Raw genomic sequence first — 24,471 nt, forward strand, 5'->3', positions numbered from 1 at the left:
GTGTCAGTGGAACTTTGGCAGCAGTGCGTGGAGCTTTTGCGCGAGGAGCTGCCTGCCCAGCAATTCAACACCTGGATCCGTCCGCTACAAGTCGAAGCCGAAGGCGACGAGTTGCGTGTCTACGCACCCAATCGTTTTGTTCTCGACTGGGTCAACGAGAAGTACCTGGGCCGCGTTCTCGAATTGCTCGACGAACATGGCAACGGTGTTGCCCCTGTGCTCTCCTTATTAATAGGAAGCAAGCGCAGCTCCGCGCCTCGCGCTGCACCGAATGCGCCGTTGGCTGCCGCTGCCTCGCAAGCCCAGGCCGTGACGGCACCGCCGGCGCCTGCGCCAGCTCCCGCGCCATCCAAGGCCTCTGCGCAGAAAAGCGCGCCGGAGAATGAAGAGCCGTCACGCGACAGCTTTGACCCGATGGCCGGTGCCAGCTCCCAGCAAGCACCGGTTCGCGCCGAACAGCGCACCGTGCAAGTTGAAGGCGCGCTCAAGCACACCAGCTACCTGAACCGCACTTTCACCTTCGAGAACTTTGTCGAAGGTAAATCCAACCAGCTGGCCCGAGCGGCCGCCTGGCAGGTCGCCGATAACCCCAAGCATGGTTACAACCCACTCTTCCTTTATGGCGGCGTTGGCTTGGGTAAGACTCACTTGATGCACGCTGTGGGTAACCACCTATTAAAGAAGAACCCGAATGCCAAGGTTGTGTACCTGCATTCGGAGCGCTTCGTGGCTGACATGGTCAAGGCCTTGCAGCTGAACGCCATCAACGAGTTCAAGCGGTTCTACCGTTCCGTTGATGCCTTGCTGATCGATGACATTCAATTCTTCGCACGCAAGGAACGTTCACAGGAAGAGTTTTTCCACACCTTCAACGCCCTGCTCGAAGGCGGCCAACAGGTCATCCTGACCAGTGACCGCTATCCGAAGGAAATCGAAGGCCTGGAAGAACGCTTGAAGTCGCGCTTCGGCTGGGGCCTGACCGTTGCGGTAGAGCCGCCGGAACTGGAAACCCGCGTCGCGATCCTGATGAAAAAGGCCGACCAGGCGAAAGTCGACCTGCCCCACGATGCAGCGTTCTTCATTGCCCAGCGCATTCGCTCCAACGTGCGTGAGCTGGAAGGCGCACTCAAGCGGGTCATCGCGCACTCGCACTTCATGGGGCGCGACATCACCATCGAGCTGATTCGCGAATCCCTGAAAGACCTGCTGGCCCTGCAAGACAAATTGGTGAGTGTGGATAACATCCAACGCACTGTCGCCGAATACTACAAAATCAAGATTTCCGACCTGTTGTCCAAGCGCCGTTCGCGCTCGGTGGCACGTCCACGGCAAGTGGCCATGGCGCTCTCCAAGGAGCTGACCAACCACAGCCTGCCGGAAATCGGCGATGTATTTGGCGGTCGTGACCACACCACCGTGTTGCACGCGTGCCGCAAAATCAACGAACTCAAGGAATCCGACGCGGATATTCGCGAGGACTACAAGAACCTGCTGCGTACACTGACCACTTGATGACACCAGCGCAGCTTATTAAGGCAAGGGACTAGACCATGCATTTCACCATTCAACGCGAAGCCCTGTTGAAACCCCTGCAACTGGTCGCAGGCGTCGTCGAGCGCCGACAGACCTTGCCGGTGCTTTCCAACGTATTGCTGGTGGTCGAAGGCCAGCAATTGTCCCTGACTGGTACCGACCTGGAAGTCGAACTGGTCGGTCGTGTGCAGTTGGAAGAGCCTGCCGAACCTGGCGAGATCACCGTTCCAGCGCGCAAGCTGATGGACATCTGCAAGAGCCTGCCGAACGACGCGCTGATCGACATCAAGGTTGATGAAGCCAAGTTGGTGGTCAAGGCTGGTCGTAGCCGCTTCACCCTGTCGACCTTGCCAGCCAATGACTTCCCAACTGTGGAAGAAGGCCCGGGCTCGCTGACCTGCAGCCTGGAGCAGAGCAAGCTGCGTCGATTGATCGAGCGCACCAGCTTCGCCATGGCGCAACAGGACGTGCGTTACTACCTCAACGGCATGCTGCTGGAGGTATCTGAAGGCATCATCCGTGCCGTAGCCACCGACGGCCATCGCCTGGCCATGTGCTCGATGAAAGCCGACATCGGCCAGCCGGACCGTCATCAGGTCATCGTGCCGCGCAAGGGTATCCTCGAACTGGCGCGTCTGCTCACTGAGCCGGATGGCAATGTCAGCATCGTGTTGGGCCAACACCACATCCGCGCGACCACCGGCGAGTTCACCTTTACCTCCAAGCTGGTTGACGGCAAGTTCCCGGATTACGAGCGCGTACTGCCCAAGGGCGGTGACAAATTGGTGCTCGGCGATCGCCAGGCGTTGCGTGAAGCCTTCAGCCGTACCGCGATTCTTTCCAACGAAAAGTACCGTGGTATCCGTCTGCAACTGGCCAACGGTCAACTGAAAATCCAGGCCAACAACCCGGAGCAGGAAGAAGCCGAAGAAGAAGTGGGCGTCGACTACAACGGCGGTTCCCTGGAGATCGGCTTCAACGTGAGCTACTTGCTGGACGTGCTGGGGGTGATGACCACTGAACAGGTTCGCCTGATTCTGTCGGACTCCAACAGCAGTGCCCTTGTGCAGGAATCCGACAACGACGACTCGGCTTACGTTGTTATGCCGATGCGCCTGTAATAGAAGCTAGATGTCCCTCAGTCGCGTCTCGGTCACCGCGGTGCGCAATCTGCACCCGGTGACCTTCTCCCCCTCCCCCCGCATCAATATCCTCCACGGCGCCAACGGCAGTGGCAAAACCAGCGTGCTGGAAGCCATCCACTTGCTGGGGCTTGCCCGTTCCTTTCGCAGTGCCCGCCTGTTGCCGGTGATCCAATACGAACAACTGGCCTGCACGGTATTTGGCCAAGTCGAATTGGCTGAAGGGGGACATAGCGCCTTGGGCATATCCCGTGATCGCGGTGGTGAGTTTCAAATCCGTATTGATGGTCAAAATGCGCGTAGCGCAGCACAGCTGGCGGAAATCCTGCCGCTGCAACTGATCAACCCAGACAGCTTCCGTTTGCTGGAAGGTGCGCCAAAAATCCGCAGGCAGTTCCTCGATTGGGGAGTGTTCCACGTGGAACCGCGTTTCATGGCCACCTGGCAGCGCTTGCAGAAGGCCCTGCGGCAGCGGAACTCATGGCTGCGGCATGGTACACTTGACGCCGCTTCGCAAGCGGCCTGGGACCGGGAACTGTGCCTGGCCAGCGACGAAATTGATGAATACCGCCGCGCCTATATCAAAGCCTTGAAACCAGTCTTTGAGCAGACCTTGAGTGAGTTGTTGGATCTCGAAGGGCTGACGCTGAGCTACTACCGTGGCTGGGACAAAGAGCGAGAACTGAGTGCCGTACTCGCGACGTCCTTGCAGCGGGACCAGCAAATTGGCCATACCCAGGCCGGCCCCCAACGTGCCGATTTGCGCCTTAGATTAGGCGCTCATAATGCCGCAGACATCTTGTCCCGTGGCCAGCAGAAGTTGGTGGTGTGCGCGCTGCGTATCGCCCAGGGGCATTTGGTTAGCCAAGCCCGACGCGGTCAGTGTATTTATCTGGTGGATGACTTGCCGTCTGAACTCGACGAGCAGCATCGCCGCGCGCTATGTCGCTTGTTGGAAGACTTACGCTGCCAGGTGTTTATCACCTGTGTAGACCACGAATTATTGAGGGAAGGCTGGCAGACGGAAACGCCAGTCGCTTTGTTCCACGTGGAACAGGGCCGTATCACCCAGACCCACGACCATCGGGAGTGAAGGCATGAGCGAAGAAAACACGTACGACTCGACCAGCATTAAAGTGCTGAAAGGTTTGGATGCCGTACGCAAACGTCCCGGTATGTACATTGGCGACACCGATGATGGTAGCGGTCTGCACCACATGGTGTTCGAGGTGGTCGATAACTCCATCGACGAAGCGCTGGCCGGTCACTGCGACGACATCAGCATTATCATCCACCCGGATGAATCCATCACCGTACGCGACAACGGTCGCGGCATTCCGGTCGATGTGCATAAAGAAGAAGGCGTTTCGGCGGCAGAGGTCATCATGACCGTGCTCCACGCCGGCGGTAAGTTCGATGACAACTCCTACAAAGTATCCGGCGGTTTGCACGGTGTAGGCGTATCCGTAGTGAACGCACTGTCCGAAGAACTGATCCTGACCGTTCGCCGCAGCGGCAAGATCTGGGAACAGACCTACATCCACGGCGTTCCGAAAGAACCGATGAAAATTGTCGGCGACAGCGAAACCACTGGTACGCAGATCCACTTCAAGCCATCGGCTGAAACCTTCAAGAATATCCACTTCAGCTGGGACATCCTGGCCAAGCGTATTCGTGAACTGTCCTTCCTCAACTCCGGTGTGGGTATCGTCCTCAAGGATGAGCGCAGCGGCAAGGAAGAGCTGTTCAAGTATGAAGGCGGCCTGCGTGCGTTTGTTGAATACCTGAACACCAACAAGACTGCGGTCAACCAGGTGTTCCACTTCAACATCCAGCGCGAAGACGGCATCGGCGTGGAAATCGCCCTGCAGTGGAACGACAGCTTCAACGAGAACCTGTTGTGCTTCACCAACAACATTCCACAGCGCGACGGCGGTACTCACCTGGTGGGTTTCCGTTCCGCACTGACGCGTAACCTGAACACCTACATCGAAGCCGAAGGCTTGGCCAAGAAGCATAAAGTCGCCACCACCGGTGACGATGCCCGTGAAGGCCTGACTGCGATTATCTCGGTAAAAGTGCCGGACCCTAAGTTCAGCTCCCAGACCAAAGACAAGCTGGTGTCTTCCGAAGTGAAGACCGCAGTGGAACAGGAGATGGGCAAGTACTTCTCCGACTTCCTGCTAGAGAACCCGAACGAAGCCAAGCTGGTCGTCGGCAAGATGATCGACGCGGCACGTGCCCGTGAAGCCGCGCGTAAGGCCCGTGAGATGACCCGCCGCAAAGGCGCGCTGGACATCGCCGGCCTGCCGGGCAAACTGGCGGACTGCCAGGAGAAGGACCCTGCCCTCTCCGAACTGTATCTGGTGGAAGGTGACTCTGCTGGCGGTTCCGCCAAGCAGGGTCGTAACCGTCGCACCCAGGCCATCCTGCCGTTGAAGGGTAAGATCCTCAACGTCGAGAAAGCCCGTTTTGACAAGATGATTTCTTCCCAGGAAGTCGGCACCTTGATCACGGCATTGGGCTGCGGTATTGGCCGTGATGAGTACAACATCGACAAGTTGCGCTACCACAACATCATTATCATGACCGATGCTGACGTCGACGGTTCGCACATCCGCACGCTGCTGCTGACCTTCTTCTTCCGTCAGTTGCCGGAGCTGATCGAGCGCGGCTACATCTACATCGCCCAGCCGCCGTTGTACAAAGTGAAAAAGGGCAAGCAAGAGCAATACATCAAAGACGACGACGCCATGGAGGAGTACATGACGCAGTCGGCCCTGGAAGATGCCAGCTTGCACCTGAACGACGAAGCCCCGGGCATCTCCGGTGAGGCGCTGGAGCGCCTGGTCAACGACTTCCGCATGGTGATGAAGACCCTCAAGCGTTTGTCGCGCCTGTACCCTCAGGAACTGACCGAGCACTTCATCTACCTGCCAGCCGTGAGCCTGGAACAGCTGGGCGATCACGCAGCGATGCAGGATTGGCTGGCCCAGTACGAAGTACGTCTGCGCACTGTCGAGAAGTCTGGCCTGGTCTACAAGGCCAGCCTGCGCGAAGACCGTGAGCGTAACGTCTGGTTGCCAGAGGTCGAACTGATTTCCCACGGCCTGTCGAACTACGTCACCTTCAACCGCGACTTCTTCGGCAGCAACGACTACAAAACCGTGGTCACACTGGGCGCGCAATTGAGCACCCTGCTGGACGATGGCGCATACATTCAGCGTGGCGAACGCAAGAAGGCAGTCAAGGAATTCAAAGAAGCCCTCGACTGGCTGATGGCCGAAAGCACCAAGCGTCACACTATCCAGCGATACAAAGGTCTGGGCGAAATGAACCCGGATCAGCTGTGGGAAACCACCATGGACCCAAGCCAGCGTCGCATGCTGCGCGTGACCATCGAAGACGCCATTGGCGCAGACCAGATCTTCAACACCCTGATGGGTGATGCGGTCGAACCTCGCCGTGACTTCATCGAGAGCAACGCATTGGCGGTTTCCAACCTGGATTTCTGATCCAGGCTACCGCTAAACCAAAAAGGCCAACGCTATGCGTTGGCCTTTTTTATTGGGTGAAACTACGCTTTTGAAAATGCTCCACGTGGAACATCCCAACTTTCAACCCTGTGAAGTTGCCGCCACACTCTCCAACCGATAGCCGTACCCATAGATCGTCAACAGCTGCCAACCCCTATCCGCCGTCAGCCCCAGCTTATTGCGTAGCCGATAGATATGCGTGTCCAACGGGCGTGATGAGACCATTTCTTCATGGGTCCAAAACCGTTCATACAGGTACTCACGAGACAGTGGTCGCGCCAAGTTGGCAAACAGGCAGCTGGCCAGGCGGTATTCCCGCTCGGTGAGGTTGATGGGTTTCCCTGCGCGGGTAACCGTCAATTCGGCATCGTCAAAGGTCAGGTCGTTGAAGCTCTGCACTTCATGGGTAGCTGACTTTTGCAGGCCATGACGGCGCAACACTGCACTGACCCGCGCCTTGAGTTCGTTGGGCCGAAAAGGTTTGCTGACGTAATCATCGGCGCCACTGTTCAGCGCGGTGACGATGTCGCTCTCGGCATCCCGGCTGGTGAGCATGATGACGGCGGGTGGCGACTCCATGTGCTCACGGGTCCAGCGCAACAGGGCAATGCCGGAGATGTCCGGGAGCTGCCAGTCGAGGATCAGCAGGTCAAAAGTTTCCCGACGCAATTGGCGCAGCAGGTCCTCACCGCGCTCGAAGCAATGCAGGGTCCAAGGCTGTTCGGCGGTGCTGGGGATTTGTCGCAGTGTCTGTTCCACCCGACGCAGCTCGGCGGGCTCGTCATCCAGTATTGCGACACGCATGGGTAGTCCTTTTTTGTGGAGAGTACGGCAGTCGTCTGAGGGTACGTACTGCGCAGATGCCAGCCGTTGAATCTGAAGAATTGTGCCTGGATTCATCGACCCCTTGGATCTCTCGGTACGCTGAGATCAGTGGGCGGTTAAACCCATGAACGCCCTCGGTACCAATGTGGGAAAGATACCGACTCCCGACCGTAAGGAAAAGGATCAGCCGACGCGTGAGCTGCCGTAAACTCCTGTGCGTCGATGTCGGATGCCTTTCCTTATGAACACCCAGCAGCGGAACTGTTCCAACCTGCCGAAAATGAGCTTCACTGGCTTTACCACCCATCAACCACACAGGCGCGCTGACCTATGATGCTCTGGGGCAAGCCCGAGAAACGCCAACCCACCCATGCCCAGCGCTTGTTCCACGGCCTGGTGCGCGAGTGGTTATGGATTGGTTTGCTGCTGCTGCCCATCACTGCCTACCTGTCGTTGAGCCCCGGTCTGGCCTTGAACAACCCGCTCTACGACAGCCTGCGCCGCCTCACACCGTTGCCAGTAGACCCCCGCATTCTGCTGGTGACCATCGACGGCCCGAGTCTCAAAAAGCTAGGCCAGTGGCCCTGGCCGCGCAGTTTGCATGCCGATCTCATTGATCGCTTGAGCGCCGCTCAGCCGGCCGCGATTCTGTTTGATGTGATCTTCAGCGAGCCCGCTGACCCCAACCATGACAAACGCCTGGCCGACGCGGTTTGCAATGCCGGCAACGTCTTGCTGCCGCTGGTGCGTGAGGGGCCGGGGGGCTACAGCCAACCAGGGCCGCAAATGCTACCGCTGCTCAAATGCGCCAAGGGGCTGGGGCACATCAACGTCGAGGCGGACAGCGACGGCGTGGTGCGCAACCTGTACCTGCGTGAAGGCCCGGTGGGCGCGAAGGTGCCGCAACTGGCCTGGCTGGCGTACACGATGAGCACCCCTGAACCCGGGCCTATGCCGGGAACGTCCCACGGGAAGATCACCGAACAATGGCATCGCGAACACGGCATCCGCATCCCGTTTATCGCGACCGACAGTCATTTTCCGAGTGTGTCTTACGCCAGCGTGTTACGGGGTGAAGTGGCCCCCGAGCTACTGCGTGATCGTCTGATACTGGTCGGCGCGACCGCGTCCGGCATGGGGGATCGTTTTGTCACGCCCATTTCCGCGACAGTCGGCACCACGGCGGGTGTGGAGGTGCAGGCGAATGTGCTCAACGGCCTGCTGCAGGGTCGCAGCATTGTTGATCTGCCCGGCTGGCTGGCGGCACTGATGGCGTCCTCCCTGGTGGCCTTGCTGCTGGGTTTGCTGCTCTATCGTCCCCGCTACGCGCTGTGGATGACCTTAGGCTGCATGGCCACCGCGTTGATCACTGCGTGGGCCTTGTTGCGCCTGGGCCACTGGTGGTCACCAGCCGCATGCCTGATCGGTTTGCTGCTCAGCTACCTGATCTGGAACTGGCGGCGCCTGAGCGTGATCCTCGCCTACTTCGGCTGGGAATTGGCCCGCCTGGACAACGAGCCCAAAGTGCTGCCCGAACGCCGCCGAGCGCCTGCCAGCAAAGGCGATGTGTTGCAGGGCCGTATCTTCGCCCTGGAACAAGCTGTAAGCCGCACGCGTGATACCCGGCGCTTCATGGCCGATGGCTTGGAGTGCCTGCCGGTGGCGACGCTGATTACCGATCCCAGGGGCAATATCCTGCTGGCCAACCGCGTCGCCCGAGAAGTGTTCGGCAATGATCTGGTCGCCGACAACCTGCTGGAGCAACTGGCCGACCTGGGTTATCCACCCCTGCACAATGGCGTGCGCCCTGCCCTCTCGGCGCTGGAACTGGTTGAGTTCCGGGACATCCGCCAGCGTAGCCTGCGCATGGAACTGGCGCCTCTGCTGCCGGCTGAAGGCGACGTGGCGCTTGGCTGGTTGCTGAGCCTGACGGACCTGAGCAAGGAACGTGAAGCCCAGCAGCATCGTGAAACCATGCTGCGCTTTCTTTCCCACGACCTGCGTGCGCCCCACTCCGCGATCCTCGCGTTGCTGGACGTGCATGGCAGCGAGTCGCCGGTGTTTGCCCAGGTCGAGCAGCAGGTACGTCGCGCCTTGAGCCTTACCGAATCTTTCGTGCAGTTGGCAAAGGCCGAGGCGGACGGTTACCAGTTCCAGCCGACGCTGTTTGCCATGCTGGTGATGGACGCGTTTGACCAAGTGGCGTTGATTGCCCAGCTCAAGGGTATTCACCTGGTACACGATCTGGACGAAGCCGACGAGGGCATGGTGTCAGCCGATCAATCGCTGCTGACCCGTGCGTTGTTCAACGTGTTGGAAAACGCCATCAAGTATTCGCCCTCAGGAACAACCGTCAGGTTGCGCCACCACACCGCGCAGGGCTGGTTGGAATGCCGCATCAGCGACCAGGGCCCCGGTATCGCCGCCGAGGACTTGCCGGAGTTGTTCAGCCAATACCGCCGCTTTGAGTCGGCCCAGGGCAGCGAGGGGTTGGGGTTGGGGCTGACCATGGTCAAGGCCGTCGTGGAGCGCCATGGTGGGCGGATCAACTGCGAAAGCACGCTGGGCAAGGGCACCACGTTCAGCCTGCAATTGCCGTTGCTGGACGACTGAAAAACGTATTTTTCGCTGTGCATAAAAAACCGGTCACAAGGACCGGTTTTTTTATACGGGGAAAAACTTATGCACCTTTTTCCGGATTTTATGCGCTCGGGAAATATGTAAGTAAATCAGCTTGTTATGAAGCAAAAATGCTAATTCGCCAACAATCCGTGCACAGGTTATCCACAGATGCTCACGCCACCGGCGTCTCCACCACAACCGGCTCTGGCGGCAGTGAACCCATAGCGCGTTGCTGAGCCTCATTCCACGCCGCAGCACGGTCATTCAGCGCGGCGATAGCCCGTGGGCCTTCACCTTCGGCGTACATCGGCTCACCGATCACCACGGTGATGGTGCCCGCACGCTTGGCCCAACCTTCCTTGGGCCAGAACTTGCCGGCGTTGTGCGCAATCGGCAACACCGGCAGTTGGGCGTTGACCGCCAATGCCGTACCGCCCCGGGAGAACTTACCCACGGTACCAAACGGCACCCGCGTACCTTCCGGGAAGATCAGTACCCACACGCCGTCCTTGAGCAGCTCGTCGCCCTTCTTGGCCACGTGCTTGAGTGCGGCCTTGGGGTTGTCACGGTCGATCGCGATCGGACGCAACATGGCCATGGCCCAGCCGAAGAACGGCACGTACAGCAGTTCGCGCTTGAGCACCTGGCTCAGGGGCGAGAAGTACGCAGAGAGGAAGAACGTTTCCCAGGTGCTCTGGTGGTTCGACAGAATCACGCAGGGCTGGTCCGGGACGTTTTCAGCGCCTTTGACTTCGAAGTGAATGCCCAGGAACACCTTGGACAGCCACAACGCACAGCGGCACCAATAAACGTTGATAAAGCGATAGCGCGCCTTGAACGGCAAAAACGGCGCAATAAAAAAGCTCAGGGTGCACCAGAGAAACGAACTGGTGCCCAGCAGCAGGTAAAAGAAAAAGGTTCTGATGGCCTGCAAGATCGACATGGCGGCATTTACCGTTGCGGGGCATGGCCCGCCTGTTAAAAGCGCACTCCCGAACACTCCTTGGTCAGGAAGTCGAGGGCGACTAGTTGTTGATAAGTTCTGCGGCAACCGCCGCCAGATCGTCAAAAATCAAGGTGCCCACCGGCAGGTTTTTCGCCTGGGTCTTTTCGCCTTTCCCGGTCTTAACCAAAACTGGCTGAGAGTCGACGGCTTTGGCCGCCTCCAGGTCACCGAGGCTGTCCCCGACGAACCATATCCCAGCCAGTGGCACCTTGTAATGTTCTGCAATGATTTTCAACATGCCAGGCTTGGGCTTGCGGCAATCGCAGCCCTCGTCCGGCCCGTGGGGGCAGTAGACCACCAGCCCCACCTCACCGCCCTGCTCGGCCACCAATGTGCGTAAGCGCGCATGCATGGCGTCCAGGGTGGCGATGTCGTAGTAACCGCGAGCGATGCCGGACTGGTTGGTGGCGATGGCCACGGTCCAGCCGGCTTTGCTCAACTGCGCGATGGCCTCGATCGAACCGGGCAGTGGAATCCACTCCGCCACCGACTTGATGTAAGCGTCGGAGTCGTAATTGATCACCCCGTCCCGATCGAGAATCAGCAGTTTCAACATGATCAGCTCAGCGTCGAGATGTCGGCGATATTGACGAACAGACCGCGCAGACGCGCCAGCATGGCGTAGCGGTTTTTACGCACACCTGCATCTTCGGCATTGATCATCACGGCCTCGAAGAACGCATCCACCGGGTCGCGCAAGGTCGCCAGGCGCGCCAGGGCTTCGGCGTAATTGCGTTCGGCGATCAGCGGCTTCACCGCAGTTTCTGCCTTGGCAATGGCCGAGTTCAGCGAGAACTCCTTGGCATCGGCAAACAGGCCAGGATCGACGTCTGTATTGCCCAGGCCTTCAGCCTTGCTCAGCAGGTTCGACACACGCTTGTTCACGGCGGCCAGGGCGTCGGCTTCCGGCAACTTGCGGAAGGCCTGCACGGCTTGTACACGCTGGTCGAAATCCAGCGCCGAACCCGGTTGCAGGGCACGCACTGCCAGGTACACCGACACGTCCACGCCTTCGTCTTCGTAACGCGCACGCAGGCGGTCGAATACGAACTCCAGCACTTGCTCGGCCAGGCCGGCTTGCTTGACCTTGGCGCCGAACTGGCCGACGGCGAACACCACGGCCTGGGTCAGGTCGAGGTCCAGTTTCTTGTCGATCAGGATACGCAGCACGCCCAGGGCCGCACGGCGCAGGGCATACGGATCTTTGCTACCGGTAGGCAACATGCCGATACCGAAGATGCCGACCAGGGTGTCCAGCTTGTCGGCGATGGCCACGGCCGCACCGGTCAGGGTGCTTGGCAACTCGGCACCGGCACCGCGCGGCATGTACTGCTCGTTCAGGGCCAGGGCCACATCGTCCGGCTCGCCGTCGTTGAGGGCGTAGTAGTAGCCGGCAACACCTTGCATCTCCGGGAACTCGCCGACCATCTCGGTGGCCAGGTCGCACTTGGACAGCAGGCCGGCACGTGCGGCCCAGGCGGAATCACCACCGATGCGCGGCGCAATGTAGGCCGCCAGCTTGGAAACACGCACGGCCTTGTCGTAGACGCTGCCGAGTTTTTCCTGGAACACCACGTTCTGCAGGCGCAGGTTGAAGTCTTCCAGCTTCTGTTTCTTGTCTTGCTTGAAGAAGAACTCGGCGTCGGTCAGGCGCGGGCGCACGACTTTCTCGTTACCGGCGATGATCTGCTGCGGGTCCTTGCTCTCGATGTTGGCCACGGTGATAAAGCGCGGCAGCAACTTGCCGTCCACATCCAGCAGGCAGAAATACTTCTGGTTGTCCTGCATGGTGGTGATCAGCGCTTCTTGCGGCACATCGAGGAAGCGTTCTTCGAACGAGCACACCAGCGGCACCGGCCATTCAACCAGGGCGGTCACTTCGTCGAGCAGGCTTGGCGGCACGATGGCGGTGCCTTCCTGCAGGCGCGCCAGTTCTTCGGTGCGCTTGCTGATCAGCTCGCGACGCTCGTTGGCGTCGGCCAGCACGTAGGCGGCACGCAGGTCGGCGGCGTAGTTGGCCGGCGAAGTGATGCGCACGGCTTCAGGATGATGGAAGCGGTGGCCACGGGAATCACGACCGGCTTTCTGGGCGAGGATGGTGCAATCGATGACCTGGTCACCGAGCAGCATCACCAGCCATTGGGTCGGACGCACGAACTCTTCCTTGCGGGCACCCCAGCGCATGCGCTTGGGGATCGGCAGGTCGTTCAGGGAATCTTCAACGATGGTCGGCAACAGGCTGGCGGTCGGCTTGCCGGTGATGACCTGGCTGAAGCGTAGCTTCGGGCCACTCTGGTCGATCTCGCTCAGCTCGACGCCACACTTCTTGGCGAAGCCCAGTGCGGCTTGAGTCGGGTTGCCTTCAGCATCGAAAGCCGCCTGGCGCGGTGGGCCGTCGAGGTTGATGCTGCGGTCCGGCTGCTGGGTTTCCAGCGCGGTCAGCAACACCGCCAGGCGACGTGGCGCGGCGTAGACTTTTTTCGCGGCGAACTTCAGGCCAGCGCTGTGCAGGCCTTTTTCGATACCGGCCAGGAACGCGTCGGCCAGGGTGTTGAGTGCCTTCGGTGGCAGCTCTTCGGTGCCCAGTTCAACCAGGAAATCTTGAGCACTCATTGTGCAGCCTCCAGCTTAGCCAACACTTCATCACGCAGGTCCGGGGTAGCCATCGGGAAGCCCAGCTTGGCGCGAGCCAGCAGGTAGGCTTGGGCGACGGAACGCGCCAGGGTGCGCACACGCAGGATGTATTGCTGACGCGCAGTCACCGAGATCGCCCGGCGCGCATCCAGCAGGTTGAAGGTGTGGGACGCCTTCAACACCATTTCATAGCTTGGCAACGGCAGCGGCTGGTCGAGTTCGATCAGGCGCTTGGCTTCGCTTTCATAGAAGTCGAACAGTTCGAACAGCTTGTCGACGTTGGCGTGTTCGAAGTTGTAAGTGGATTGCTCCACCTCGTTCTGGTGGAACACGTCGCCGTAGGTCACCTTGCCGAACGGGCCGTCAGCCCAGACCAGGTCGTAGACCGAGTCCACGCCTTGCAGGTACATGGCCAGGCGCTCCAGGCCGTAGGTGATTTCGCCGGTGACCGGGTAGCACTCGATGCCACCGGCCTGCTGGAAGTAGGTGAACTGCGTGACTTCCATGCCGTTGAGCCAGACTTCCCAGCCCAGGCCCCAGGCGCCCAGGGTCGGCGATTCCCAGTTGTCTTCGACGAAGCGGATGTCGTGGACCAGCGGGTCCAGGCCGACATGCTTGAGCGAGCCCAGGTACAGTTCCTGGAAGTTGTCCGGGTTCGGCTTCAGTACCACCTGGAACTGGTAGTAGTGCTGCAGACGGTTCGGGTTCTCGCCGTAGCGGCCGTCAGTCGGGCGACGACTGGGCTGCACATAAGCGGCGTTCCAGGTTTCCGGGCCGATGGCCCGCAGGAATGTTGCGGTGTGGAAAGTGCCGGCGCCTACTTCCATATCGTAGGGCTGAAGTACCACACAACCTTGCTCGGCCCAGTACTGCTGGAGGGCGAGGATCAAGTCTTGGAAGGTACGCACGGCTGGCGTAGGCTGGCTCACGAAATTCACCTGTTACTTGGGCTGCGATTTAAAGAGCGGGAGTATACCCGATTCGGCCCTGCCACCACTCCCTGGAGCCTTATGCCACGCTGCTTTTGGTGTTCTGAAGATCCGCTGTACATGGCTTATCACGATCAGGAGTGGGGAACGCCGCTGCGCGATGCGCAGGGTTTGTTCGAGTTGCTTTTACTCGAAGGGTTCCAGGCAGGCCTTTCCTGGATCACCGTTTTACGCAAACGCGAGCATTATCGAAAGGTCTTGTTCGGTTTTGATGCCCAGCGCCTGGCGCGGCTGAGCGATGCCGAAATCGAAGCGTTGATGTTGGACCCGGGCATCGTGCGCAATCGCCTCAAGCTCAACGCCACCCGGCGCAATGCCGCGGCCTGGCTGGCGCTGGAAGACCCGGTGGGGTTGCTCTGGTCGTTTGTCGGCGGCGCGCCCAAGGTCAATCACTTCAAGGACCGCAGCGAAGTCCCGGCGATCACCCCCGAGGCGCAGGCCATGAGCAAAGCGCTGAAAAAGGCCGGTTTCACCTTTGTCGGCCCGACCATTTGCTACGCGTTCATGCAGGCGTCCGGCATGGTCATGGACCACACCCAGGACTGCGACCGTTACGCGGACTTGGCCAACGCCGGTTAGAATGCCCGCTTTGCGCACCACACACGATCAGGAGTGACCTGTGGAAAAGTTAAAAGGCGCCTTGCTGGTAGGGGCTCTGCGGTTGTTCGCCCTGCTGCCCTGGCGCGCTGTCCAGGCCGTCGGCACCGCGATTGGCTGGATCATGTGGAAAACCCCCAACCGCTCCCGCGACACCGTGCGGATCAACCTCTCCAAGTGCTTCCCGGACATGGACCCGGCCGCCCGCGAGCGCCTGGTCGGCCAGAGCTTGATGGACATCGGCAAATCCCTGACCGAAAGCGCCTGCGCCTGGATCTGGCCGGCCCAGCGTTCGATTGACCTGGTCCGCGAAGTCGAAGGCCTCGACGTGCTGCATGAAGCCCTGGCCTCGGGCAAAGGCGTGGTCGGCATCACCAGCCACCTGGGCAACTGGGAAGTGTTGAACCACTTCTATTGCAGCCAGTGCAAACCGATCATTTTCTACCGTCCGCCCAAGCTCAAGGCGGTGGATGAACTGCTGCGCAAACAACGCGTGCAATTGGGCAACCGCGTGGCGGCGTCGACCAAGGAAGGCATCCTCAGTGTGATCAAGGAGGTGCGCCGGGGTGGCCAGGTGGGCATTCCTGCCGACCCGGAGCCGGCTGAATCCGCCGGGATCTTCGTGCCGTTCTTTGCCACCCAGGCGCTGACCAGCAAGTTCGTGCCGAACATGCTTGCCGGCCACAAAGCCGTGGGCGTATTCCTGCATGCCCTGCGGCTGCCGGACGGTTCGGGTTACAAAGTGATTCTGGAAGCGGCACCGGAAGACATGTACAGCACCGACACTGCCACGTCCTGCGCGGCGATGAGCAAGGTGGTGGAGCGGTATGTCGGCGCTTATCCGAGCCAGTACATGTGGAGCATGAAACGCTTCAAGAAGCGCCCGCCGGGTGAGGAGCGGTGGTACTGACTAGCCGCTGACCTCTCTGCCAATGGAGGTCGAATGTGGGAGCTGGCTTGCCTGCGATAGCATCACCTCGGTGTAACTGACAGACCGAGTTGCCAGCATCGCAGGCAAGCCAGCTCCCACAGGAATTACTTCAGGCCTGGCGGTCGAGTTTTTTCAGGAACACCGTCATTTCTTTCTCCGCCTGCTTATCGCCATGGGCCTGGGCCGCTTCTATCCCCTTCTCCCATGCCTGTCGTGCGGCAGCTGAATCACCTGATCCAGCCTGCGCCTTGCCCAACAGCTTCCACGCCGCCGAATACTTCGGGTCGAACTCCACGCACTTTTGCAAATGCTCCGCCGCCTTGGCGTTGTCCTTCAAGTCCAGATAACCCTTGCCCAAACCAAAGCGCAGCAGCGAGTTATCCACACCCTTGGCGAGCATTTTTTCCAGGGATTCGAGCATGGCGGTGTGTCCTTTGGCTATCCAGGATTTCAATATCGTCATCACGGGCAAGCCCGCTCCCACTGTTGGAACGCGATCTCCTGTGGGAGCGGGCTTGCCCGCGATAACGGCGGCAGGCTCACCCAATCTTTCTCAGAAAAAACTCAGCCCCACGTGGAACAGTTTCTCCACATCGCGGATATGTTTTTTATCCACCAGGAACAGGATTACATGGTCCCCGGTCTCGATCACCGTATCGTCGTGGGCAATGATCACCTCTTCATCGCGAATAATCGCGCCGATGGTGGTACCCGGCGGCAGGCCGATATCGCGGATGGCCTTGCCGATCACCTTGCTCGATTTTGCATCGCCGTGGGCAATCGCCTCGATCGCCTCCGCCGCGCCTCGGCGCAGGGAGTGCACGCTGACGATGTCGCCGCGGCGCACGTGGGCGAGCAAGGTGCCGATGGTCGCCAGTTGCGGGCTGATGGCGATGTCGATGTCGCCGCCCTGGATCAGGTCGACGTAGGCCGGGTTGTTGATGATCGTCATCACCTTCTTTGCCCCCAGCCGCTTGGCCAGCAGCGACGACATGATGTTGGCCTCGTCGTCGTTGGTCAGGGCCAGGAAGATGTCGGCGTCGGCGATGTTCTCCTCCATCAACAGGTCGCGGTCCGAGGCGCTGCCTTGCAGGACGACGGTGCTGTCGAGGGTGTCGGACAAATGCCGGCAACGCGCCGGACTCATCTCGATGATCTTGACCTGATAGCGGCTTTCGATCGCCTCGGCCAAGCGCTCGCCAATCTGCCCACCACCGGCGATGACGATGCGTTTGTAACTCTCATCGAGCCGACGCATTTCGCTCATGACTGCACGAATATTCGCCTTGGCGGCGATGAAAAACACCTCGTCGTCGGCCTCGATCACCGTATCGCCCTGGGGCAAAATCGGCCGGTCGCGCCGGAAGATCGCGGCGACGCGGGTCTCCACGTTCGGCATGTGCTCCCGTAACTGGCGCAGTTGCTGGCCCACCAGCGGCCCGCCGTAGTACGCCTTGACCGCCACCAATTGCGCCTTGCCTTCGGCGAAGTCGATCACCTGCAAGGCCCCCGGGATCTCGATCAGGCGCTTGATGTAATGGGTCACCACTTGTTCCGGGCTGATCAGCACGTCCACCGGGATCGCGTCGTTGTCGAACAGGCCGGCGCGGGTCAGGTAGGCGGCTTCGCGCACGCGGGCGATCTTGGTCGGAGTGTGGAACAGGGTGTGGGCAACCTGGCACGCGACCATGTTGGTCTCGTCGCTGTTGGTCACCGCCACCAGCATGTCGGCGTCGTCGGCACCGGCCTGGCGCAGCACCGTCGGGAACGACGCACGGCCTTGCACGGTGCGGATGTCGAGGCGGTCGCCAAGGTTGCGCAGGCGTTCGCTGTCGGTGTCGACCACGGTGATGTCGTTGGCTTCGCTGGCCAAATGCTCGGCCAGCGTGCCGCCGACCTGCCCTGCCCCGAGGATGATGATTTTCATCCGGTCACTCCCTTAAACCCGTTTCAGCCGCGCGCGGCGGCGATCTTGATCAGTTTGGCGTAGTAGAAGCCATCGTGTCCGCCTTCTTGCGCCAGCAACTGGCGGCCGTGGGGCTGCTTGATGCCAGCCGACGTGGCGAGGTCCAGCTCCCGTGCACCGCTGGTGCGGGCGAGGAAGGCTTCGATCACTTCGGTATTTTCCGTCGGCAAGGTGGAGCAGGTGGCGTAGAGCAGGATGCCGCCGACTTCCAGGGTTGGCCACAGGGCGTCGAGCAACTCGCCTTGCAGCACGGCCAGGGCGGCGATGTCGTCGGGTTGGCGGGTGAGCTTGATGTCCGGATGGCGGCGGATCACGCCGGTGGCGGAGCACGGTGCGTCGAGCAGGATGCGCTGGAAGGGTTTGCCGTCCCACCAGCTGGCGGTATCGCGGCCGTCGGCAGCGATCAACTCGGCGCTGAGACCCAGGCGGGCGAGGTTTTCACGCACGCGCACCAGGCGCTTGGCCTCCAGGTCGACGGCGACTACACCGGCGAGATCTTTTTCGACCTCCAGGATGTGGCATGTCTTACCGCCAGGCGCGCAGCAGGCGTCGAGTACACGCTGTCCCGGTGCGAGGTCGAGTAGGTCGGCGGCCAGTTGCGCCGCTTCGTCCTGCACGCTGATCCAGCCGTCGGCAAAGCCCGGCAGGCCGCGCACATCGGTAGCCGCTTCGAGCACGATGCCGTCGACGCTGTACACGCACGGCGTGGCGGTGATGCCGGCGGCCGTGAGCAGTTGCAGGTAGGCGTCACGGCTGTGATGGCGGCGGTTGACCCGCAGGATCATCGGCGGGTGCGCATTGTTGGCGGCGCAAATGGCTTCCCATTGCTCTGGCCAGAACGCCTTCAGGGACTTTTGCAGCCAGCGCGGGTGGGCGGTGCGCACCACCGGGTCATGCTCCAACTCGGCCAGCAGCGCTTCGCTTTCACGCTGGGCGCGGCGCAGCACCGCATTGAGCAGGGCCTTGGCCCAGGGCTTTTTCAGCTTGTCGGCGCACCCGACCGTCTCGCCGATGGCGGCGTGGGCCGGCACGCGGGTGTAGAGCAACTGATAGAGGCCGACCAGCAGCAGTGCTTGCACATCCGCGTCCGCTGCCTTGAACGGCTTTTGCAGCAACTTGGCCGCCAGCGCCGACAAGCGCGGCTGCCAGCGGGCAGTGCCAAAGGCCAGGTCCTGGGTGAAACCGCGATCACGGTCTTCGACTTTATCCATCTGCGTAGGCAGCGAACTGTTCAGCGAAGCCTTGCCGTTGAGGACAGCGGCGAGCGCCTTGGCGGCGGCCAGACGTGGGTTCATTGCGCGGCCCCGAGGACGGTGCCAAGGGCAAATTTCTCACGACGGCTGTTGAACAAGTCGCTGAAATTCAACGCCTTGCCACCAGGCAATTGCAGACGGGTCAGACACAACGCCTGCTCCCCGCAAGCGACCAGCAGGCCGTCCTTGCTGGCGCCGATGATTTCACCGGGGGCGCCTTTACCGTCGGCCAAGCTCGCAGCCAGCACTTTCAGGGCTTCGCCGTTGAGGGTGCTGTGGCAGATCGGCCACGGGTTGAAGGCACGCACCAGGCGCTCCAATTCCACGGCGGGGCGGCTCCAGTCGATGCGCGCTTCGTCTTTGTTCAGCTTATGGGCGTAGGTGGCCAGGCTGTCGTCCTGCACTTCACCGTCCAGGGTGCCGGCAGCGAGGCCGGCGATGGCCTGGAGCACGGCGGGCGGGCCCAGTTCGGCGAGGCGGTCGTGCAGGCTGCCGCCGGTGTCCTGGGCGGTGATCGGGGTGGCGACCTTGAGCAGCATCGGGCCGGTGTCCAGGCCCAACTCCATGCGCATCACGGTCACGCCGCTTTCGCTGTCGCCCGCTTCAACGGCACGCTGGATCGGCGCCGCACCGCGCCAGCGTGGCAGCAGCGAGGCGTGGCTGTTGATGCAGCCCAGGCGCGGAATATCCAGCACCACTTGCGGCAGGATCAAGCCGTAGGCCACCACCACCAGCAGGTCCGGCTGCAACGCGGCCAGCTCGGCCTGGGCTTCGGCATTACGCAGGGTCGGCGGTTGCAGCACAGCAATGTTGTGCTCAAGCGCCAGTTGCTTGACCGGGCTCGGCATCAGTTTTTGCCCGCGACCGGCCGGGCGATCCGGCTGGGTGTACACCGCGACGATGTCGTAAGGGCTGGCAAGCAGGGCCTTGAGGTGTTCGGCGGCAAATTCGGGAGTGCCGGCAAAAACAATGCGCAGTGGCTCGGTCATGGGAGGTCTCGGTTAAAAGCAGTCACAAAAGAAAAAGGCTTGCCGCAGCAAGCCTTTGGAAGAAGGGCATCAAGCTTGCTGGCGATGCTTTTTTTCCAGCTTCTTCTTGATCCGGTCACGCTTGAGCGTGGACAGGTAATCGACAAACAGCTTGCCGTTGAGGTGGTCGCATTCATGCTGGATGCACACCGCCAGCAGGCCTTCGGCGATCAGCTCGAACGGCTTGCCGTCGCGGTCCAGCGCCTTGATCTTCACGCGCAGCGGGCGTTCGACGTTCTCGTAGAACTCCGGCACCGACAGGCAGCCTTCCTGGTATTCGCCCATCTCTTCGGTCAGCGGTTCGAACTCGGGGTTGATGTACACCATCGGTTCGCTGCGATCTTCCGACAGGTCCATGACCACGACACGCTGATGCACGTTGACCTGGGTCGCGGCGAGGCCGATGCCCGGGGCTTCATACATTGTTTCAAACATGTCATCGACCAACTGACGAACCTTGTCGTCCACTACGGCCACCGGTTTGGCGACAGTGCGCAGGCGCGAGTCGGGGAATTCGAGGATGTTCAAAATAGCCATAAGCGTAATTGCTGCACATGTGAGGTAAAGGCAAATCGGCGGTGGGATGGACCCAGCCAGCCGGTGTGAAACGCCCAAAAGCCGCGAAGGCCAAGGCATTTCACGCGAACGCACATAATAAAGGAGATTCACCCCATGAGGAAATCGCTACTCGTCTTGCTGCTGTGGGCCCCGTTCGCAACCGCCCTGCTGCCCTCGTCCGGCCAGCGCCTGGATCAGGCGACACAGCAGGCCATCCAGCGTTTTTTACTGAACAACCGCATTCTTGATACACCGCAGGATCTGGACACTGCGCCCTACATTGTCGCCGCCGATACCGGGCGCGTGCTGGGCGCCAATGGTGAGCGCGTGCATGCCCGGGGCGTCCTCGACCCGACCCAGCCGGACTACGGCATCTTTCGCCGCGGCAAGGCCTACACCGACCCCGACACCCGCGAACTGCTGGGCATCAACGCCGACGCCATCGGTACTGCGCGCTTTGTGACCGCGGGCGACCTCACCACGCTGGCGGTGCAGCAGGTAACCCAGGAGGTCCGTCCCGGCGACCGCTTGCTTCGCGCCCAGCCACCGGTCGATCCGGCCAGCCTGCCAGTGCAGCAATCGGCCCCGTTCATTGCAGGAAAAATCATCGACGTCCCCAAGGGCGTCACCCAGATCGGCGTGCTGGACGCCGTGACCCTGAACAAAGGCCGCCGCGACGGCCTGGTCGAGGGCCGATTGCTGGCGGTGATCAAGACCGGCGCTACCGTGCGCGATCCCCTCAGCGGTGCCCCACAAAAACTCCCCGATGAACGCGCCGGCACCCTACTGGTGTTTCGCACCTACGAAAAACTCAGCTACGGCCTGGTGCTCAACGCCTCGCGAGCACTGGCGGTGTTGGACCGTTTCGAGACTGCCCATCAAAGGCAATAAATAGCCTGCTAAATAAGTTACCAACAGAGTTATCCACAGCTTGTTCCGATCAAGGATGATCAGATGTATCCGACAAACAGCCATGAAATATCCCCGGCAGAACTGGAAGCGCGACTACGCTTGCACAGGCTGCCGGAACTGGGTCCCAAGCGATTTCACCGATTGATCGAAGCCTTCGGCAGCGCGTCAAAGGCCATCAGCGCCCCCGCCAGTGCGTGGCGCTCCCTTGGCTTGCCGGCCATCAGCGCGGATGCGCGGCGCAACCATGAAGTGCGCGACGGAGCCAGTGCGGCATTGGCCTGGTTGGCGGCTCCAGCCCAGCAATTGCTGATGTGGGACCAACCCGAGTACCCCGCCTTGCTCGCCCAGATCGACGATGCGCCGCCGTTGTTATTCGTCGCCGGCGACCCCTCGATCCTGGAAAAACCGCAACTGGCGATCGTCGGCAGCCGGCGTGCTTCGCGTCCTGGGATGGACACGGCGGCCGCTTTTTCCCGCAGCCTGGCCGGTGCCGGTTTTGTCATCACCAGCGGCTTGGCGCTGGGCATCGACGGTGCTGCGCATCAGGCCGCTCTGGAGGTGGGGGGGCAGACAATCGGCGTGCTCGGCACCGGGCTGGAAAATTTTTATCCACAGCGCCATCGGCGGCTCGCAGCGGCAATGATTGAGCAGGGCAGCGCGGTGGTTTCCGAGTTTCCGCTGGACGCTGCGCCCCAGGCCGGCAACTTTCCGCGACGCAACCGCATCATCAGCGGCCTGTCCCTCGGCGTGCTGGTGGTGGAAGCCAGCATGGCCAGCGGTTCACTGATCACCGCCAAACTCGCTGCCGAGCAAGGCCGCGAGGTGTATGCGATCCCGGGCTCGATCCACCATCCCGGCGCCAAGGGTTGTCATCAGTTGATCCGCGAGGGCGCGGTGCTGGTGGAAACCATCGAGCATATCCTTGAAGGCTTGCGCGGCTGGCAGGCGCTGTCGCGCCCGGCGCCGGTGCCGGTGACACACCCATTGGTGGCGCTGCTGCACGCGGCGCCCCACACCAGCGAGGCCCTTGCGATGGCCAGCGGGCAGCCGTTGTCCCAGGTGCTGGCGACCCTCACCGAGCTGGAACTGGACGGCCGGGTGATCTGCGAAAGCGGGCGCTGGCTCGCGCGCCGCTAGGTTTTGTAACAGAGATCGGTAAACTGCCCAGAGCTTTAGTCTGGAGAGTAAACAATGGCCAACAGGTGGCGTGTGCTGGAAGCCGCACGAGAAATTCGCGCAGGCGCGGTGATTGCCTATCCAACCGAGGCGGTGTGGGGACTGGGCTGCGACCCTTGGAATGAAGAAGCGGTGGATCGACTGTTGGCGATCAAGAACCGTTCGGTGGACAAGGGCTTGATCCTGGTGGCGGATAACATTCGCCAGTTCGACTTTTTGTTCGAAGACTTCCCGCAAGACTGGATCGACCGCATGGCCAGCACCTGGCCGGGGCCGAACACGTGGTTGGTGCCCCATCAGGGCTTGCTGCCGGAGTGGGTCACCGGTGTGCATGACACCGTGGCGTTGCGGGTCAGCGATCACCCGCTGGTGCGGGATTTGTGCGCGCAAGTGGGGCCGCTGATTTCCACTTCGGCCAACCCGCAGGGCCGCCCGGCGGCGCGTACGCGGATTCGCGTGGAGCAGTATTTCCGTGGCCAGGTGGACCTGATATTGGGTGGGGCCTTGGGGGGGCGCAAGAACCCGAGCCTGATTCGCGATCTGGCCACGGGCCAGGTGGTGCGCCCGTCCTGAAACCGAGGTGTAACCATCGTGGGCAAGCCCACTCCCACACTTGACCGAGCCCCTCCAGTTGGAACCCGATCAACCTGTGGGAGCGGGCTTGCCCGCGATGAGGCCCTCAAAGCCTTAGAAATCCCAAAGCCTTACGGCAACAGAATCGTCGACCCCGTCGTGCGCCGTGCCGACAACTCTGTCTGCGCCTTCGCTGCATCTGCCAGCGAATAGCGCTGGTTGATGTCGATGCGCACCTTGCCGCTCTTGATCATCGAGAACAGATCATCCGCCATCGCCTGCAGGTTCTGCGGGTTGTTGGCGTAGGTCGCCAGGGTTGGGCGGGTCACGTACAGCGAGCCTTTCGCCGACAGAATCCCCAGGTTCACCCCCTCCACTGCGCCCGAGGCATTGCCGAAGCTCACCACCAGCCCGCGGGGTGCCACGCTGTCCAGCGAGGTCAGCCAGGTGTCTTTGCCGACGCCGTCGTACACCACTGGCACTTTTTTACCGTCGGTCAATTCCAGCACGCGCTGTGCGACGTTTTCCTTGCTGTAGTCGATGGTTTCCCATGCGCCAAGGGATTTGGCCAGGGCGGCTTTTTCCGGCGAACTCACGGTGCCGATCAGCTTTACGCCCAGGGCCTTGGCCCACTGGCAGGCCAACGAACCCACACCCCCGGCAGCGGCGTGGAACAGGATGGTTTCGCCACCCTTCAACTCATAGGTCTGGCGCAGCAGGTACTGTACGGTCAGGCCCTTGAGCATGGCCCCGGCGGCTTGTTCGAAGCTGATCTCGTCCGGCAGGTGCACCAGGTTGGCGGCCGGCAGCACATGCAGTTCGCTGTACGCGCCCAGCGGCCCGCTGCCGTAGGCCACGCGGTCGCCGACCTTGAACTGGGTGACTTCACTGCCGACGGCGTCGACAACCCCCGCGCCTTCCGCGCCCAACCCCGATGGCAGCGCGGGTGGTGCATACAAACCACTGCGGAAATAGGTGTCGATAAAATTCAGGCCAATCGCCTCGTTACGTACGCGAACCTGCTGTGGGCCGGGTTCCGCTGGCGTGTAGTCCACATACTCAAGCACTTCGGGGCCACCATGGGCGCTGAACTGGATACGTTTTGCCATCTGCCTTCTCCTTTGGTCGAATTCGCGTAGTCGGCTATCGAACTCCTAAGCTTGATCTTCGTCAACTGCGGTGCAACCGGG

At 61.1% G+C, this 24,471-nt stretch carries 21 protein-coding genes; 10 read left to right on the plus strand and 11 right to left on the minus strand.

Features of this window, described 5'->3' with window-relative positions; all coding sequences use genetic code 11:
- The 4 genes from dnaA to gyrB are packed head-to-tail and all read left to right on the plus strand — an operon-like array spanning position 1 to position 6,190.
- On the plus strand, positions 1-1,512 hold the full coding sequence (gene dnaA, locus AC3ISR_RS00005; RefSeq protein WP_192298135.1) for a chromosomal replication initiator protein DnaA: 1,512 nt from the start codon (positions 1-3) through the stop codon (positions 1,510-1,512).
- 38 nt (positions 1,513-1,550) lie between these two features.
- The gene (gene dnaN, locus AC3ISR_RS00010; RefSeq protein ID WP_122485322.1) at positions 1,551-2,654 is read left to right on the plus strand and encodes a DNA polymerase III subunit beta; all 1,104 of its coding nucleotides are present in this window, start codon (positions 1,551-1,553) and stop codon (positions 2,652-2,654) included.
- Positions 2,655-2,664: 10 nt separating this feature from the next.
- Entirely contained in the window at positions 2,665-3,768 is a 1,104-nt protein-coding gene (gene recF / locus AC3ISR_RS00015) for a DNA replication/repair protein RecF (protein ID WP_101265038.1), read from the plus strand.
- Between the two features lie 4 nt (positions 3,769-3,772).
- On the plus strand, positions 3,773-6,190 hold the full coding sequence (gyrB, locus tag AC3ISR_RS00020; protein WP_192298136.1) for a DNA topoisomerase (ATP-hydrolyzing) subunit B: 2,418 nt from the start codon (positions 3,773-3,775) through the stop codon (positions 6,188-6,190).
- 102 nt (positions 6,191-6,292) lie between these two features.
- Here gyrB and AC3ISR_RS00025 read toward each other — a convergent pair whose 3' ends face one another.
- On the minus strand, positions 6,293-7,015 hold the full coding sequence (locus AC3ISR_RS00025; protein WP_192298137.1) for a response regulator transcription factor: 723 nt from the start codon (positions 7,013-7,015) through the stop codon (positions 6,293-6,295).
- 351 nt (positions 7,016-7,366) lie between these two features.
- Between AC3ISR_RS00025 and AC3ISR_RS00030 the strand changes: the two genes are divergently transcribed.
- Entirely contained in the window at positions 7,367-9,649 is a 2,283-nt protein-coding gene (locus tag AC3ISR_RS00030; protein ID WP_463984029.1) for a CHASE2 domain-containing protein, read from the plus strand.
- A gap of 181 nt (positions 9,650-9,830) precedes the next feature.
- Here the strand turns inward: AC3ISR_RS00030 and AC3ISR_RS00035 are convergent, their stop codons facing one another.
- From AC3ISR_RS00035 to glyQ, 4 genes are all read right to left on the minus strand, one after another.
- Positions 9,831-10,601 carry a lysophospholipid acyltransferase family protein gene (locus AC3ISR_RS00035; protein WP_226454763.1) on the minus strand — a complete coding sequence of 257 codons (771 nt, stop codon included), beginning with the start codon at positions 10,599-10,601 and terminating at the stop codon, positions 9,831-9,833.
- Between the two features lie 82 nt (positions 10,602-10,683).
- Entirely contained in the window at positions 10,684-11,223 is a 540-nt protein-coding gene (gene gmhB / locus AC3ISR_RS00040) for a D-glycero-beta-D-manno-heptose 1,7-bisphosphate 7-phosphatase (protein WP_173670281.1), read from the minus strand.
- Positions 11,223-13,277, minus strand: coding sequence for a glycine--tRNA ligase subunit beta (gene glyS / locus AC3ISR_RS00045; protein WP_192298140.1), 2,055 nt, complete (start codon positions 13,275-13,277; stop codon positions 11,223-11,225). Before glyS ends, gmhB begins: the two co-directional genes overlap by 1 nt.
- On the minus strand, positions 13,274-14,227 hold the full coding sequence (glyQ, locus tag AC3ISR_RS00050) for a glycine--tRNA ligase subunit alpha (RefSeq protein ID WP_003187265.1): 954 nt from the start codon (positions 14,225-14,227) through the stop codon (positions 13,274-13,276). The genes glyS and glyQ overlap by 4 nt, the downstream gene beginning before the upstream one ends.
- A gap of 81 nt (positions 14,228-14,308) precedes the next feature.
- On the opposite strand from glyQ, the gene AC3ISR_RS00055 reads away from it, so the two are divergent.
- Both AC3ISR_RS00055 and AC3ISR_RS00060 read left to right on the plus strand, forming a co-directional pair.
- Positions 14,309-14,866, plus strand: a complete 558-nt coding sequence (locus AC3ISR_RS00055) for a DNA-3-methyladenine glycosylase I (protein ID WP_192298141.1) — start codon at positions 14,309-14,311, stop codon at positions 14,864-14,866.
- 40 nt (positions 14,867-14,906) lie between these two features.
- Positions 14,907-15,794 carry a lysophospholipid acyltransferase gene (locus AC3ISR_RS00060; RefSeq protein WP_192298142.1) on the plus strand — a complete coding sequence of 296 codons (888 nt, stop codon included), beginning with the start codon at positions 14,907-14,909 and terminating at the stop codon, positions 15,792-15,794.
- Positions 15,795-15,924: 130 nt separating this feature from the next.
- On the opposite strand, the gene AC3ISR_RS00065 is transcribed toward AC3ISR_RS00060, so the two are convergent.
- The 5 genes from AC3ISR_RS00065 to def all read right to left on the minus strand — a co-directional run bounded on the left by AC3ISR_RS00065 (position 15,925) and on the right by def (position 20,599).
- A complete protein-coding gene (locus AC3ISR_RS00065; protein WP_192298143.1) occupies positions 15,925-16,236 on the minus strand; it encodes a tetratricopeptide repeat protein in 312 nt (103 codons plus the stop codon).
- Between the two features lie 132 nt (positions 16,237-16,368).
- Positions 16,369-17,742: a Trk system potassium transporter TrkA gene (gene trkA, locus AC3ISR_RS00070; RefSeq protein WP_192298144.1), complete on the minus strand. Its 1,374-nt coding sequence runs from the start codon at positions 17,740-17,742 to the stop codon at positions 16,369-16,371.
- A 23-nt stretch (positions 17,743-17,765) separates the two neighbouring features.
- Positions 17,766-19,076: a 16S rRNA (cytosine(967)-C(5))-methyltransferase RsmB gene (gene rsmB, locus AC3ISR_RS00075; protein WP_192298145.1), complete on the minus strand. Its 1,311-nt coding sequence runs from the start codon at positions 19,074-19,076 to the stop codon at positions 17,766-17,768.
- Complete coding sequence (gene fmt / locus AC3ISR_RS00080; protein WP_192298146.1) at positions 19,073-20,023, minus strand: methionyl-tRNA formyltransferase; 951 nt, start codon at positions 20,021-20,023, stop codon at positions 19,073-19,075. Before fmt ends, rsmB begins: the two co-directional genes overlap by 4 nt.
- Positions 20,024-20,092: 69 nt before the next feature.
- Entirely contained in the window at positions 20,093-20,599 is a 507-nt protein-coding gene (def, locus tag AC3ISR_RS00085; RefSeq protein WP_017736259.1) for a peptide deformylase, read from the minus strand.
- A gap of 135 nt (positions 20,600-20,734) precedes the next feature.
- Here def and AC3ISR_RS00090 point away from each other — a divergent pair, with 135 nt between their 5' ends.
- The 3 genes from AC3ISR_RS00090 to tsaC all read left to right on the plus strand — a co-directional run bounded on the left by AC3ISR_RS00090 (position 20,735) and on the right by tsaC (position 23,281).
- Entirely contained in the window at positions 20,735-21,511 is a 777-nt protein-coding gene (locus tag AC3ISR_RS00090) for a peptidoglycan-binding protein (protein WP_463984030.1), read from the plus strand.
- Positions 21,512-21,574: 63 nt separating this feature from the next.
- Positions 21,575-22,669, plus strand: a complete 1,095-nt coding sequence (gene dprA, locus AC3ISR_RS00095; RefSeq protein WP_192298148.1) for a DNA-processing protein DprA — start codon at positions 21,575-21,577, stop codon at positions 22,667-22,669.
- Positions 22,670-22,723: 54 nt separating this feature from the next.
- A complete protein-coding gene (gene tsaC, locus AC3ISR_RS00100) occupies positions 22,724-23,281 on the plus strand; it encodes an L-threonylcarbamoyladenylate synthase type 1 TsaC (protein WP_226454768.1) in 558 nt (185 codons plus the stop codon).
- Between the two features lie 131 nt (positions 23,282-23,412).
- On the opposite strand, the gene AC3ISR_RS00105 is transcribed toward tsaC, so the two are convergent.
- Positions 23,413-24,390, minus strand: a complete 978-nt coding sequence (locus AC3ISR_RS00105; RefSeq protein WP_226454769.1) for a quinone oxidoreductase family protein — start codon at positions 24,388-24,390, stop codon at positions 23,413-23,415.
- Positions 24,391-24,471: the final 81 nt, after the last annotated feature.

Source organism: Pseudomonas sp. GL_117 (assembly GCF_057835125.1).

Coding starts and splice junctions, on each gene's coding strand:
- dnaN (WP_122485322.1), top strand. CDS start 1,551: ATGCATTTCACCATTCAACGCGAAGCCCTGTTGAAACCCCTGCAACTG.
- recF (WP_101265038.1), top strand. CDS start 2,665: ATGTCCCTCAGTCGCGTCTCGGTCACCGCGGTGCGCAATCTGCACCCG.
- gyrB (WP_192298136.1), top strand. CDS start 3,773: ATGAGCGAAGAAAACACGTACGACTCGACCAGCATTAAAGTGCTGAAA.
- AC3ISR_RS00025 (WP_192298137.1), bottom strand. CDS start 7,015: ATGCGTGTCGCAATACTGGATGACGAGCCCGCCGAGCTGCGTCGGGTG.
- AC3ISR_RS00030 (WP_463984029.1), top strand. CDS start 7,367: ATGATGCTCTGGGGCAAGCCCGAGAAACGCCAACCCACCCATGCCCAG.
- AC3ISR_RS00035 (WP_226454763.1), bottom strand. CDS start 10,601: ATGTCGATCTTGCAGGCCATCAGAACCTTTTTCTTTTACCTGCTGCTG.
- glyS (WP_192298140.1), bottom strand. CDS start 13,277: ATGAGTGCTCAAGATTTCCTGGTTGAACTGGGCACCGAAGAGCTGCCA.
- AC3ISR_RS00055 (WP_192298141.1), top strand. CDS start 14,309: ATGCCACGCTGCTTTTGGTGTTCTGAAGATCCGCTGTACATGGCTTAT.
- AC3ISR_RS00065 (WP_192298143.1), bottom strand. CDS start 16,236: ATGCTCGAATCCCTGGAAAAAATGCTCGCCAAGGGTGTGGATAACTCG.
- trkA (WP_192298144.1), bottom strand. CDS start 17,742: ATGAAAATCATCATCCTCGGGGCAGGGCAGGTCGGCGGCACGCTGGCC.
- rsmB (WP_192298145.1), bottom strand. CDS start 19,076: ATGAACCCACGTCTGGCCGCCGCCAAGGCGCTCGCCGCTGTCCTCAAC.
- fmt (WP_192298146.1), bottom strand. CDS start 20,023: ATGACCGAGCCACTGCGCATTGTTTTTGCCGGCACTCCCGAATTTGCC.
- def (WP_017736259.1), bottom strand. CDS start 20,599: ATGGCTATTTTGAACATCCTCGAATTCCCCGACTCGCGCCTGCGCACT.
- AC3ISR_RS00090 (WP_463984030.1), top strand. CDS start 20,735: ATGAGGAAATCGCTACTCGTCTTGCTGCTGTGGGCCCCGTTCGCAACC.
- dprA (WP_192298148.1), top strand. CDS start 21,575: ATGTATCCGACAAACAGCCATGAAATATCCCCGGCAGAACTGGAAGCG.
- tsaC (WP_226454768.1), top strand. CDS start 22,724: ATGGCCAACAGGTGGCGTGTGCTGGAAGCCGCACGAGAAATTCGCGCA.
- AC3ISR_RS00105 (WP_226454769.1), bottom strand. CDS start 24,390: ATGGCAAAACGTATCCAGTTCAGCGCCCATGGTGGCCCCGAAGTGCTT.